This is a genomic window from Maridesulfovibrio sp. (genome assembly GCF_963677005.1).
Lineage (GTDB): Bacteria > Desulfobacterota > Desulfovibrionia > Desulfovibrionales > Desulfovibrionaceae > Maridesulfovibrio.
Window position 1 is genome coordinate 2,691,409 of the sequence record NZ_OY781616.1, and the last position, 12,700, is coordinate 2,704,108.

Here is a 12,700-nt window from a genome sequence, read left to right on the forward strand (position 1 = left end):
TAAAGCTACACTGGTTGTACGACTTCTTGTGTGCGGAGTAGAACTGATGAGTGAAAACGGAAAGATACATGATCTGAACGGGGTTTTCTCCCGCCAGAGAATAGCCAAGGTAGGAACCGGGACGACCACCCGCCGTGTTGCCCAGGTCGGATATTACTTTGTCGAGCAGGTCGATGCCGATCTATTCCAGGTTCGTCCGCTGAACAACAACTTCGTGCCCACCGGCGACCCGGAAGAAATCAGCCGCGACGATCTGCTCAAGGAATATAATCCGGAACCGGAAATGTACCACAAGCAGGTTCTTCCCAATATGAAGGAACTGCAGAAGACGCTTGCCCGCGCAGACCGCTATCGTAAACAGGGCAATTCCTTCAGCGCGGAAATGGAATATACCAACGCGCTCAAGGTGGACGAACTGAACGTACGCGGTAACTTCGGAGTAGGTCTCTGTCTTATGGAACGGGGAGAAAAGGAACGGGCAAACGACATTTTTGCAAGGCTTATAGCCATGGACGCTCCGTTTGCCGGTGAACACAAGCACATGTTCAACGAGTTCGGCATAAACCTGCGCAAGTCGAAAATGATTCCGCAGGCTGTGGAATACTACGCCAGAGCACTCAGCCTCAGCCCCAATGATGAACACCTGCGCTACAATCTTGCCCGCGCATATTTTGATGCCAAGGAATACGGAAAGGCACGCAAGGAACTGCAGACCAGCCTTGAAACCAACCCGGATTTCGATGAGGCAAAAAAATTCATCGCCTATCTGGACAAGAATAAACTGGGCTGATCGGCCAAAAAATATTATGGGTTTGCGATGAACTCTATCAAAGGATTTATCATTGCAGGCACCCGAAGCGGCTGCGGAAAGACGTCCGTCACTCTCGGACTCATGGCGGCGCTGGCCCGCAGAGGATACCGGGTCCAGCCGTTCAAGACCGGCCCGGACTTCATAGATCCGGAGCATCATACCCGCGCAGCAGGCAGGATCAGCCACAATCTTGACGGGTGGATGCTGGACGGGAATACAATACGGGATATTTTCTCCCGCTACACCCAAGACGCCGATGCCGCAATCGTGGAAGGCGTCATGGGGCTGTACGACGGTTTCTCCGCTTTGGAGGAAACCGGCTCCACCGCTCACCTTTCCAAGGAACTGAACCTTCCTGTCATTCTGGTTGTCGACGCCCGCTCCATGGCCCGCTCGGCCGCAGCGCTGGTTCTGGGTTTTTGCGGATTCGACCCGGATACGGCGATTGCCGGGATCATATTCAACCGGGTAGGCAGCAAGAACCACGAGCAGACCCTGCGCGAAGCAATGTCGCTCACCGAAGTTCCCCTGCTGGGCTGTCTGCCGCAGCGGGACGATGTTTCCACACCTTCACGCCATCTGGGTCTGGTCACCCCGGAACACATCCTGGACCTTGAATCAAGGTACGCATCCCTTGCCGACTGGGTCGAAGAACACCTCGACCTTGACCTGATCATGGATAATCTTCCGGATATTCCGATTCCGCCGCGCTTTGATGAAGTTCCGATGATTCCACGCACAAGGATCGGCTACGCAAAGGATATCGCTTTTTCATTCTACTACGAGGAAAACCTGCGACTGCTCCGCGAGTCCGGAGCGGAACTGGTTCCCTTCTCGCCGGTGGAGGACAAGGAGCTTCCGGAAGACATTTCCGGGCTTTATCTTGGAGGAGGCTATCCCGAACTATCCGCCTTCGACCTCGCCCAGAACACAAAACTGCGCAGGGCCATAGCAGAATTTTCCGCAGACGGTTTCCCGGTCTATGCCGAATGCGGCGGGTTTATGTATCTGACGGAATCCATCTGCAAGGATGACCGTTTTTTCCCCATGTGTGGAATATTCCCGTTCCGCTGCACGATGAAATCCAGATTTCAGGCCCTTGGTTACCGCGAAGTCAGACTTTCACAGGACACAATACTCGGCCCGACCGGAACAATCGTCCGAGGACACGAATTTCACTACTCCGCAATAGATGAGGTAGAAGAAAACCGTCCGCACGCCTTTGCTGTTACCGACAAAAACAACAGGACCTCTGCCGAAGGCTTCACAGCCAACGAAAACACACTGGGCAGTTATATCCACCTGCACTTCGCCAGCAACCCGCAGGCCGCGGCAAATTTTGTCGAAGCCTGTGCCGAGCGGGAGTCCCGCTAAAAACGACCGGAAGAATCCGTCCGACAGCAAGGAAAAAAAACATATGGAAATTCTTGAAGTAAAGACTTCGGAACGGGAAGAAATGGTGGACATCACCGGACAGGTCCGCTCACTTGTCCGCAAAAACGGATGGAACAACGGAGCACTGCTGCTTTATTGCCCGCACACCACAGGAGCCATAACGGTCAATGAAGGGGCCGACCCGGATGTCGTGCGGGACATTGTCGTCAACATGCGTAAGCTGATTCCCCACCACGGAGACTACAGGCACATGGAAGGCAATTCCGACGCACACATCAAAACCAGCCTGTTCGGTCCCGAGCAGATGCTCATCGTGGATGGAGGCGAAGTCATGCTCGGAACATGGCAGCATATTTTTTTCTGTGAATTCGACGGGCCGAGGGCCAGAAAACTCTGGGCGCAATTCATGCCCTGCTGATGTCAGCTTTATTGAAAAAGCTCTCCACCGGGCAGGACAGAATCAGCGGGAACTGTTTGTCACCCTCCGGACCGGACGGCCCGGAACAGGATTCCGGGGCAATGCGCTTCTTGGCCCCGTTCAGCCACATACGCAGACAGAAACGGGAACCGTGCCCCGACCCTGCCATGCGATTCAGAATTTCGTCTCCCGCCATGTCTATGGCTTCCGCAATGGGAAGACCTGCCACGTGCAGGCGTTCGGCCTTTCTCCTGACCAGTTCTTCAAGCAATGCAGTATTCATCCGCTGAACCTCCGACATATCAGAATCCGTACCGAGCAAAAATACGCGCCGGTTTTCCGGCGCACCCCGGACTCCCGCATACACCTTTGCAATTTTCAATCCGGCGTTGCCGTCCGGATATAAAGCAGATACACTGAAGAACAAAACAAACAGCTGAACAACGTGCTTACACGCATGATAGCATACGCAGCAGGAAAATGCGACCTGTTCCGCAAAAGAATGGAGCTGAAAATGATATCAAGAGTTGATGTCCTGAAAAGACTCGTCAGAACCATGATCTGCATACTGGCATTCGAACTAACCAGAATGCTGAGCTACTTCACAATATTCATCCAGTACGCCTTCCTGCTTGCCGCAGGCAGACCCTCGGAGCAATTGCGCGACTTCGGCAACAGACTGAGCACATACGCATACAGACTGCTGCGTTACGCAATGCTGAACGACAACCGCAGACCTTTCCCGTTCTCCGACCTGCCTGCGGAAAACGAATGTGAACGACAGTCATCCAACATAGATTTTTCATAACGGCGCATGAGAAAAAAACTATTCATTCTTCTACTGGCATTCAGCCTAGTCCCGCTGCTGGTGGTTTCGTACTTCAGCCGCGAAGGAATCATGGAAGTCGGCACCAAGCAGTCCGACAAACTGCGTACCGGCATGATAAAAATCCTGACCGATGAAATGCATCAATCGGCCATGGACTCGGCCAAACTTGTCCAGCAACAGACTGTTTCCCTTGAGTTCGCTCTGAAAGCCATCGGAGCGGAAGCTGAGGACGTGCTGAATGATCCGGTGGAAGGCACCCCCAGAGCTTACTTCGCCGAAGATTTCAACATCAAAGGACATCAGCCGGACGACTTCGGCCCTTCAGCGCAATATTACGTCATCAGCGAAAAAGGGGAGCGCTCCCCTTCATCAATCAGCCTTGAGGAGCCTGTCTTCTACTACCCCAAAAACAAGGAAGACCTCAAAAAGAGCAAGGACCTGGCAAGGCTCTACCTGCTTAAACCTGATCTGAAATCATTCTTCAGCGAGGCCGGGACTTCCCTGCACAGGGTTTACATCTGCCTCAATTCAGGACTGCTCATGGCCTATCCCGGACACGGCAACTACCCGGACTCATACGCCCCCAGGGAACGTTCCTGGTTTACCGAAGCAGTAAAAAAACGGACCATAGTCTGGGATAAATTCATAGACGCCAGCACCGGACAGCAGGTCTACACCCTTTCAAAGCCGATCATGAGCCGTGACGGCAAAATTATCGGGGTTGTGGCTATTGACATTCAACTGGTCGAACTGCTGCGCAAGGAGGACCTCTCCTCCCAATGGTCCAGCGCTATACAGGCGTTTGTTGTGGGCCCGGTTGAATCCAACGGCCAGATCAAGCTGAACGTATGGGCTGAAGCCGGACACAGGACCGAAAATCTTTCCTGGGACACTGGGCTCCCCAATGAAATCCGCTATCTTGTGTCAAACGACAAAGACAAACTGGATAAAATGATCAACGCGGTGACCAGAGGTAAATCAGGAGTCATGCGTATGCCGTATAACGGTGTCGACTCCGTATGGGCATTTGCACCTTTCCGCGGACAGGGCAGCTATGTATTGATCGTGCCGGAAAAAGTCATTACCGGTATGCCGGATTCAGCAGCGGCCCAGACAATGAGGCTCAGTCAGAATCTTTACGTGGCCGTGGGAACGGCATCCTTTTTCACCCTGCTTACGGTAGCGCTGGTTGCGTTCCTCGGCAGCCGCCGAATCATCCGCCCCCTGCTGGACATGACCTGTGCAGCAGAAAAGATCGCTCATGGCGACTTCACCGCGCATGTCGAAGTGAAAACCGGGGATGAACGCGAAACACTGGCCAATGCGTTCAACTCCATGCTGCCCAAGCTGCAGGATCATCTGCGCATCAGCAAGGCTCTTGAACTGGCTCACGAAGTCCACACCAGCCTGCTCCCGGAGATTCCACCGGAGATCAAAGGGCTGGATATTTCAGGAACCAGTATTTCCTGCGATGAAACCGGCGGGGATTACTTCGACTTCTATACACCTCCGGAGAACGGAGGAACCGGCGTACTCCTCGGAGACGTTACCGGGCACGGAGTCTCGGCAGCCCTGCTGATGACCACGGGACGTGCACACCTTAAGCACGCATCCATGCACAAGTCTCCCATGGCTAACAGAATAGGTGAAGTAAACAAGCTTCTTTGCGCCGATATCGGGGACACGGGACGCTTCATGACTCTTTTCTGCATGGAGATTGCCCCGGACAATACCTCCGCCACCTACGTGCGGGCAGGCCATGATCCGGCAACAATATACAGCCCGGCCAGCGGGGTGCAAAAGGAACTGATGGGCGAGCATATGCTGGCTCTGGGAATATTCGAGGAAAGCGATTACAAGGAATTCAAAGTAGATCTCAATGAAGGTGACATAATCTTCATAGGGACAGACGGCATATGGGAAGCAAGGAATAACGAGAATGAAATGTTCGGCAGAGAACGTCTGGACAAGCTTATTCTTTCCAACGCGCAGCGGACCGCCTCCGAAATTCAGCAGGAAATCATTTCCGCTGTTTACAGATTTCAGGATGGCATGGAACAGGAAGACGACATCACGCTGGTCATAATCAAAATTACCGGAATAAACTGCGGGTAGCCCATGGAAAACAGCCATCGTTTTTTCCGGAACAGCAGTTGCAGATATTTCCCCTGCCACAAGACAAAAGATGACCGGAAATTCAACTGCCTGTTCTGCTTCTGCCCGCTGTATCATCTTGAAGACTGCGGCGGCAGATATGAAATGTCCGGGGGAATTAAAAATTGCACCCAGTGCAGAATTCCGCATACACCGGAAGGCTACGACTACATTCTGGACAAACTGAAAAAACATAATGCAAAGCAGAGGTGACAGCATGCCGGATAATTTCTCTTTCGCACTATCCAGCGAGGAAAAGGAATACCTCAAGAATCTGGTCCGCCTGAGTATTTTAAGCAGGCTTAAGGGTGACACCGATGCGGCAATCCCGGAACCTCCCACCAGACATCTGAGCGAGGAGTTCGGAGCATTCGTCACCCTGACCATGCATGGAGAGCTGCGCGGCTGCATCGGCAACGTTCAGGGCAGCGGCCCGCTCTACAGGACCATCTGGAAAATGGCCCGGGCAGCGGCATTTGAAGACCCGCGTTTCCCGGCTCTGATCCTTTCCGAATTTGAGGAAATTGAAATAGAAATCTCCATCCTGAGTCCCATAACCGTCTGCACGGATGTGGAGAAAATAGAAATAGGCAGGCACGGGCTGATTATGCAGCGCGGCATGCAGTCCGGGCTGCTTCTGCCGCAGGTGGCGGTCGATTGGAAATGGGACCGCAAACAGTTTCTGGCGCAGACCTGCCGCAAGGCCGGAATGGAACCTGCCGCATGGCAGGACCCGGCTACGAACATCCTCTGGTTTGAAGCGGAAGTTTTCTGAAACATGACCTGAAAAACCAACCTCGAACAAATTGGACAGAAATGATCGATCCTCTTGAGCCATGGGGCCTGCAAACCCTGGCCAGACATAATGACAAGAATATTCCCGGCAGCCCGGAAAGGGCTGTCTCCCGCTCGGTAATAGAAGACGCCGGCAACAGGCTCTGGCTCATGGAACGGATTGCCGGGACCCAGGTGGAGGGCAGGACGGCCATTGCCGAAAACCTGCAGACCCTGACCGACTCCGGCATGGACCTTCTGCTACCCTACCGGAAAACAACAGACGGTGAATTTACAGCCGAGGTCATGGGGTTTCCATGGCAACTGTCGCCCTATGTTGAATCAGATGAACTTCCGCGCCCGGAATTCATATATGACCGGGAGCGGGGAACGGCTCTGGCCGGGATCGTATCCGAATTGCGCAAGCACACATCCGGCAGAAAAATGAGTGAATCCGGCACAGAATCAAGCCTGCTGGACTATTCCCGCCAATTGGCAGACACAGTCGCAAAGCATCAGCCGGAGATATCCGCAAGGCTTGAGCCTATCTACGCTCGCCTCTTCCCCGCGATGGAGCAATTCCCCTCCCTGCCGAAAGCATTCTGCCACGGTGATTTCCATCCGCTCAATATCCTCTGGAAAGGGAAAAGCATCCTCGCTGTAATAGACTGGGAATTCTCCGGCATGCGTCCGGAAATATACGATGTGGCCAATATGATCGGCTGCGTTGCTTTTGAGAACCCGGCTGCTCTGGGCGAAGGACTGCTCCCGGCTTTCATGGACGGACTGTACTCCCGGACGGACATAGCCGATGAAAGTTACGAATCCCTCCCTGCTTTTATCCCGGCTCTGCGGTTTGCATGGCTATCCGAATGGCTGCGCAAAAAAGATCAGGAAATGATCGAGATGGAACTTGATTTCATGGAACTGCTGCTTTCGGTAATGGGTTGATTCTCCCGGTCCTGCCTGCGCTATCTGAATAATTCAGAACACAAGGTGACTACCGTGCGAAGCTATTCGCGACACAAATACATACCATCACGAATGCGGATACTACGTATCTGCACCTGAAGCCATAAATACATTTTGTTGCAAGCACAAAACAGATTACAACACATTGCAGTAAATACGCATACAATGTATTTTTACTATATATTTTAAACATAAAAACAATTAATCAACTGCATGATTTCTATTTTTATTCCTTAATTATGTCTATTTTTGCAAGTATTATAGAAATAAAGCTTTGTTTACATATAACGACATATGTTTATTATATAGGTATGGAGTAGTCTTATAAAACGGGGGTTCAAATGTCTCCCGAATCAACCCATACCCAGATCGGGGTTGTCCTTGCGACAACCGGAGATGCCTTTCTCCAAACAGAAAACGGCATCCGGCAGATCGAAGCAGGCTCCCCCGTCTACCGCGGCGAGGAACTGATAACCGGCCCTGAAAGCAGCGCAGAAGTACGCTTTACCGACAATTCACTGCTTTCCCAAGGGTCTGATTCTTCCATCCTGCTCGACGACTTCGTTTATGAAGACACAGACCAATCAGCGTCCGAGCTTTTCTTCAAGCTGGGCCACGGCACTTTCCGTATGGTTACCGGAAAGATCGCGGAAACAAATCCGGAAAGATTCAAGCTGGGTTCACCGCTGGCCACCATAGGCATTCGCGGAACAATCACCGTTCACGAGATTTCACCCAATGGCGAAAAGCACGGTGTGGAAGAAATTCGTAGCGGCAAGGCCTTACTGATTCAGGGTATTGACGGATCGTTGCGCCAGATTGCCTCCCCCCGGTCAATAGTCGAGATATCCGGTTCCGGAGTCATGAGCAGTGTTCGCCCGATGACCACTCAGGAATTTGATACTTTCCGGGATATTGCCCCCGCAGCCATCTTGCAGGAACAGGAAATAGAACAGGATGAACAGCAGCAGGACAATGATCCGCAAGGTGATAACGGCCCCCAGAACTCCGATGCGGAATCAGTAGATGAGAACACTCTGACTGCTGCAAATCAGGCGGCGGCTGATGAAGGGGATGGCGCTGGTTATGCGCCGATGGATCTGAATGCGGCTTTTGCTGATGCAGTTCAGGAACAGATAGCAGACCAGGCAACGGCTATGGCCTGGCTTCAAAGCGATGAACTGAGTGCTTTTACTGATAATATTGAGCTTGACCCTATTCTGATAACTCAGAACACCGCAGTTGAACTTCTGGCAGGGCTCGGCGTTGACATGGCCGGTAACGAATTGTTCAGTTCGGACTTCGGTGACCTTTTGTCCGATATAGCCGACAGCATTGATCAGCAGTTGGTGGACACGGTTCTGAGCGATGATCTGACTGGGAATATCCTCAACACAACCGACTCCGATATTTCGACCGACACTACTGAAACTGATGCAGACAGTACCGATGATGACATCCTTGAGCTTCTGAATACGGCAACGGACACGGACCAGCAGGAAAACCCGGATTCCGAAACGGATAATCTGCCCACCGACAGCAGCACGTTGGACGAAAACACGGCCGTTTCGCTTACCGGAACAGATGACGCTGATACCTGGCAAGGAACATCCCATGGCGATTATTACAACGGTCTTGCCGGAAATGACGTTCTGGAAGGAATGCCCGGAAATGACACCCTGCTTGGCGGAGAAGGAGACGATACTCTGGACGGAGGCAATGGCAGCGACACTCTGCTGGGCGGTGATGGAAACGATACCATCATCGGAGGTCAGGGCGACGATACCATGGACGGTGGTGATGGAATCGACACCCTTGTTGTGGACAGCAGCAGCGGCGAATTTGTTTCCCTGCTGCCCGAAATAGCATCAGGCAGTGAAGGCGAAGATTATGTGCTGAACATTGAAAACATTATCGGCGGAAGCGGTGGTGACAATCTGCACGGCTGCAACGGTTCCAACGTGATCGACGGCGCGGGCGGGAATGATACAATTCATGGTTATGACGGCGCCGACACCATCCTTGGCGGTTACGGCAACGACCTGATCTACGGAGGATCAGGAGACGACACCCTGAGAGGATCACAGGGGACCGATACTATCTACAGTGAAAACGGTCACGACATCTTCTACTACGGCTCCACCACGGAAGGAGAAGATGTGATTCAGGACTTCCAGCGCAATTTTGATGACTTCATGTTCAGTTCCTCCTCATTTGACCGCAACGCAGGTTTTGCAACGGTGGACAGCGGCTATACCGGCACCGGCAACCTTGACGGCAACACCGGGGCCACGGACACCGATCCATATTTCGTTTTCGATGCAAGCGGAAATCTGTGGTACGATTCCAACGGCGAAGATCCCGAAGGGGCAAGTCTCATAGCACTGCTGGGAAGCGGAACCATGACGGATTCAGACATCACATTTGACGCTGTGATCTGATTATTTGATGCGCTTCGCGCTTTTGATTATTTGACTCGCCTCCGGCGGCCAAAGGGTCCGCGACCCTTTGGAATCCCTATCCACTTAATTACGTTGACATTAAACTTGTCACTTAAATCAAAGAATTTGTTGGGCTAAGACAATAATCTTATAACGAAAAACTGACGGATGATATAACTTGAACCTCATAAGGATATCCGGCCTAAAACCCCTGCTCAAGCGGCGGATTGACAAGGATAGTGCAGTCTGCCGGAGCGGCAGGGATTGATGATTCGTCAAGCCTGACGAATCGGCCGTGCATGGAAAGCCTTCCCGTTGCCAGCCACTGAATGGCCTGCGGCAGGACACGGTGTTCCTGCACAAGAATTCTCTTGCGCAGTTCCTCCACATCCTCTCCGGGATAAGCCGGTACAGCACACTGGATGATGATCGCCCCGTGGTCCATTTTTTCGTCCACAAAATGCACCGTGCATCCGGCCAGCCGGACTCCGTACTCAGCGGCGTCTCCCTGACCGTCCACCCCGGCAAAGCTGGGCAGCAGAGCAGGATGGATGTTGATCACCCTGCCGGGAAAGGCATTCAGAAAAACAGGAGTGATGATGCGCATGAATCCGGCCATGACCACGGCTTCGACACCGGCGTCCTTAAGGATACGCACCATTTCGGAATCGAATTCCTCGCGGGAACCGAAATCCTTATGGTTTAAGGTCGCCGTAGGAATTCCATGCTTTTCGGCCCGCACAAGACCGTAAGCCCCGGCTCTGTTGGAAAGGACCATCCTTATGTCCACATCAAGAATCCCCTGCTCGGTTTTATCAATGATGGACTGAAGGTTGGACCCCCCACCGGATATCAGCACAGCGACTGGTAAACTCAATTGTTGCTCCGCATAAAAATTTCTCTCCCCAGACAGGAAGAGGTTACACCTATTGTTGAATGCAGTCGTAATACATTAAAAACTTAAAACGCTTATTTTCTTTAAATGGCGTTTTATCATACAAAGCGGCGAAGCCTTATCAAAAAGGTTTGGGATTCTAAAACCCTTTTCAAAGGGTTTTAGGCCCCCGGCAGGCCTTACAGTCGCTTAACGAAAAGCTTTGCTTTGAGTTTTAGCGATCTGTTGAGAGCAGAGATGCCGTCGGAGACATCCTCACCGCAATACACAGAGAAAGAGGGGCATAAAGCCCCTCTCTTCAATTATTCTGCAGCTTCCTGCACCAGAACATCAACCAGCGCCGGGATGGTGTAATCATCCGGCTGTATGTCCGGCTCAAAGCCGAACTTTTCAAGGGTTCTGGTGGTTACCGGGCCTATACAGGCTATTTTTACAGCATCCTTGTACTTGTGGAAAGTCTCCGGCTCAATGAGATTGAAAAAATTTTCCACCGTGCTGGAACTGGTGAAGGTCAGGTAATGAATCTTACCGGCCTTGAGGGCATCGGCAACGGGACCGGGATCGTTATCCGCAAGTCCGGTCTCATACACGGGCAGGACCGTTACATCGGCCCCGGCCTTGCGAAGCTCTTCCGGCAGCACTTCGCGGGCAACCTTTGCTCTGGGAATGAGAACCTTCTTCCCTTTGATACCTCTTTCCAGCAGCCCGGAGACAACTCCTTCGGCAACATATTTTTCCGGCACGAAATCGGGTTTGATTCCTTTGGCGACCAGAGCATCGGCCGTTGCGGGGCCGATCGCGGCGATCTCAAGGCCTGCGAAGGCACGGGCATCAAGACCGGTCTCGTCGAGCTGATTGAAAAAGTGCTTCACGCCGTTTACGGAGGTGAATATCAGCCAGTCCCAGCCGGAAAGGGCCTTGATTTCTTTCCGGACAGCGGAATAGTCTTCCAGCGGGGTGATGCTTATGGTCGGGAATTCGTAGACGCAGGCTCCGAGACGACCGAGGGTGGAAACAAGCCCGCTGGCCTGTTCACGGGCACGGGTGACAACCACGCCCTTATTCAGCAGCGGACGCTTCTCGAACCATCCGAGCTTGTCGTGCAGGGAGCAAACTCCGCCGACAACGATGATGGACGGGGCCTTGAATTTGCGGTTTTCCGCTTCCTCGGCAACGTTTTCAAGGGTTGAAACAAAGGATTCCTGATTGCAGCGGGTCCCCCAGCGGACAAGGGCGACCGGGGTTTCGGGATCACGCCCGTTGGAAATAAGATTTTCCGCGATCATGGGCAGATTCTTTACGCCCATGTAGAAAACCAGAGTACTGGTGGATTTTGCGTAAACTTCCCAGTTGTGCCCGGTTTTTTCCTTGGTGGGATCTTCATGCCCGGTAATGAAACAGACCGAGGTGGTGAAATCGCGGTGGGTAACCGGAATGCCGGCATAGGCGGGAGCGGCAACACCGGCGGTGATACCGGGAATGACTTCAAAGTCTATTCCGGCCTCGACCAGTTCCTCGGCCTCTTCGCCGCCGCGTCCGAATACATAGGGATCGCCGCCCTTGAGCCGGGCAATGATCTTGCCTTCCCCGGCTTTGGCAACAATGAGCTCGTTGATCTTGTCCTGCGGCAGGGTGTGGTCTCCACCCTTTTTGCCCACGTAGATCACTTCGGCTCCGGCCTTGGCATAGTTGAGGAAATCAGCGTTGGCCAGATAGTCGTAGATGAGCACATCAGCGGTTTCCAGCACTTCCCTGGCCTTGACAGTGAGCAGGCCGGGATCGCCGGGACCTGCGCCGATTAAATAAACCAAACCCTTACCCATATATTTCACCCTCTCTTTGTGTGCCTTTATTGTACCGGCCAGATGTAAATGGCCTTCGGCGACCCTGCCGGGGGCCTCAAACCCTTTGAAAAGGGTTTGAGAATCCCAAACTTTTTTAACAGGGCTTTGCCACTTAAATGACTAATCATCAGCCTTAAACTATCAGGGTTTCCAAAGGCCCATCAACC

General features: G+C 52.6%; 12 protein-coding genes. 9 read left to right on the forward strand and 3 right to left on the reverse strand.

The window, feature by feature from the left end; genetic code table 11:
- The first annotated feature begins 46 nt into the window (after window positions 1-46).
- From ACKU4E_RS11910 to ACKU4E_RS11920, 3 genes are read left to right on the forward strand one after another with little or no spacing between them, the layout of a single operon-like run.
- A complete protein-coding gene (locus tag ACKU4E_RS11910; protein WP_320171295.1) occupies window positions 47-790 on the forward strand; it encodes a tetratricopeptide repeat protein in 744 nt (247 codons plus the stop codon).
- A gap of 27 nt (window positions 791-817) precedes the next feature.
- Window positions 818-2,185 carry a cobyrinate a,c-diamide synthase gene (locus ACKU4E_RS11915; RefSeq protein ID WP_320171296.1) on the forward strand — a complete coding sequence of 456 codons (1,368 nt, stop codon included), beginning with the start codon at window positions 818-820 and terminating at the stop codon, window positions 2,183-2,185.
- A 43-nt stretch (window positions 2,186-2,228) separates the two neighbouring features.
- On the forward strand, window positions 2,229-2,624 hold the full coding sequence (locus ACKU4E_RS11920) for a secondary thiamine-phosphate synthase enzyme YjbQ (RefSeq protein WP_320171297.1): 396 nt from the start codon (window positions 2,229-2,231) through the stop codon (window positions 2,622-2,624).
- On the opposite strand, the gene ACKU4E_RS11925 is transcribed toward ACKU4E_RS11920, so the two are convergent.
- Entirely contained in the window at window positions 2,611-2,907 is a 297-nt protein-coding gene (locus ACKU4E_RS11925; RefSeq protein ID WP_320171298.1) for a hypothetical protein, read from the reverse strand. The two genes, ACKU4E_RS11920 and ACKU4E_RS11925, sit on opposite strands and share 14 nt — an antisense overlap.
- 231 nt (window positions 2,908-3,138) lie before the next feature.
- On the opposite strand from ACKU4E_RS11925, the gene ACKU4E_RS11930 reads away from it, so the two are divergent.
- From ACKU4E_RS11930 to ACKU4E_RS11955, 6 genes are all read left to right on the forward strand, one after another.
- On the forward strand, window positions 3,139-3,432 hold the full coding sequence (locus ACKU4E_RS11930) for a DUF4389 domain-containing protein (RefSeq protein ID WP_320171299.1): 294 nt from the start codon (window positions 3,139-3,141) through the stop codon (window positions 3,430-3,432).
- Between the two features lie 6 nt (window positions 3,433-3,438).
- The gene (locus tag ACKU4E_RS11935) at window positions 3,439-5,568 is read left to right on the forward strand and encodes a SpoIIE family protein phosphatase (RefSeq protein WP_320171300.1); all 2,130 of its coding nucleotides are present in this window, start codon (window positions 3,439-3,441) and stop codon (window positions 5,566-5,568) included.
- A 3-nt stretch (window positions 5,569-5,571) separates the two neighbouring features.
- Window positions 5,572-5,820 carry a cysteine-rich small domain-containing protein gene (locus ACKU4E_RS11940; RefSeq protein WP_320171301.1) on the forward strand — a complete coding sequence of 83 codons (249 nt, stop codon included), beginning with the start codon at window positions 5,572-5,574 and terminating at the stop codon, window positions 5,818-5,820.
- Window positions 5,821-5,824: 4 nt separating this feature from the next.
- Window positions 5,825-6,382, forward strand: a complete 558-nt coding sequence (gene amrA, locus ACKU4E_RS11945; RefSeq protein ID WP_320171302.1) for an AmmeMemoRadiSam system protein A — start codon at window positions 5,825-5,827, stop codon at window positions 6,380-6,382.
- A 41-nt stretch (window positions 6,383-6,423) separates the two neighbouring features.
- Window positions 6,424-7,332 (forward strand): phosphotransferase, encoded by a 909-nt coding sequence (locus ACKU4E_RS11950; protein ID WP_320171303.1) that lies wholly within the window; start codon window positions 6,424-6,426, stop codon window positions 7,330-7,332.
- A gap of 362 nt (window positions 7,333-7,694) precedes the next feature.
- On the forward strand, window positions 7,695-9,794 hold the full coding sequence (locus ACKU4E_RS11955) for a FecR domain-containing protein (RefSeq protein ID WP_320171304.1): 2,100 nt from the start codon (window positions 7,695-7,697) through the stop codon (window positions 9,792-9,794).
- Between the two features lie 202 nt (window positions 9,795-9,996).
- Here the strand turns inward: ACKU4E_RS11955 and purN are convergent, their stop codons facing one another.
- Window positions 9,997-10,671, reverse strand: a complete 675-nt coding sequence (gene purN / locus ACKU4E_RS11960) for a phosphoribosylglycinamide formyltransferase (protein ID WP_320171305.1) — start codon at window positions 10,669-10,671, stop codon at window positions 9,997-9,999.
- A gap of 320 nt (window positions 10,672-10,991) precedes the next feature.
- On the reverse strand, window positions 10,992-12,512 hold the full coding sequence (gene cobA, locus ACKU4E_RS11965) for a uroporphyrinogen-III C-methyltransferase (protein WP_320171306.1): 1,521 nt from the start codon (window positions 12,510-12,512) through the stop codon (window positions 10,992-10,994).
- Window positions 12,513-12,700: the final 188 nt, after the last annotated feature.

Excerpts from the sequence above, each read along its gene's own strand:
- ACKU4E_RS11930 (WP_320171299.1), top strand. The coding sequence starts at position 3,139 with ATGATATCAAGAGTTGATGTCCTGAAAAGACTCGTCAGAACCATGATC.
- amrA (WP_320171302.1), top strand. The coding sequence starts at position 5,825 with ATGCCGGATAATTTCTCTTTCGCACTATCCAGCGAGGAAAAGGAATAC.
- ACKU4E_RS11920 (WP_320171297.1), top strand. The coding sequence starts at position 2,229 with ATGGAAATTCTTGAAGTAAAGACTTCGGAACGGGAAGAAATGGTGGAC.
- ACKU4E_RS11910 (WP_320171295.1), top strand. The coding sequence starts at position 47 with ATGAGTGAAAACGGAAAGATACATGATCTGAACGGGGTTTTCTCCCGC.
- ACKU4E_RS11955 (WP_320171304.1), top strand. The coding sequence starts at position 7,695 with ATGTCTCCCGAATCAACCCATACCCAGATCGGGGTTGTCCTTGCGACA.
- cobA (WP_320171306.1), bottom strand. The coding sequence starts at position 12,512 with ATGGGTAAGGGTTTGGTTTATTTAATCGGCGCAGGTCCCGGCGATCCC.
- ACKU4E_RS11925 (WP_320171298.1), bottom strand. The coding sequence starts at position 2,907 with ATGAATACTGCATTGCTTGAAGAACTGGTCAGGAGAAAGGCCGAACGC.
- ACKU4E_RS11950 (WP_320171303.1), top strand. The coding sequence starts at position 6,424 with ATGATCGATCCTCTTGAGCCATGGGGCCTGCAAACCCTGGCCAGACAT.
- ACKU4E_RS11935 (WP_320171300.1), top strand. The coding sequence starts at position 3,439 with ATGAGAAAAAAACTATTCATTCTTCTACTGGCATTCAGCCTAGTCCCG.
- ACKU4E_RS11940 (WP_320171301.1), top strand. The coding sequence starts at position 5,572 with ATGGAAAACAGCCATCGTTTTTTCCGGAACAGCAGTTGCAGATATTTC.
- ACKU4E_RS11915 (WP_320171296.1), top strand. The coding sequence starts at position 818 with ATGAACTCTATCAAAGGATTTATCATTGCAGGCACCCGAAGCGGCTGC.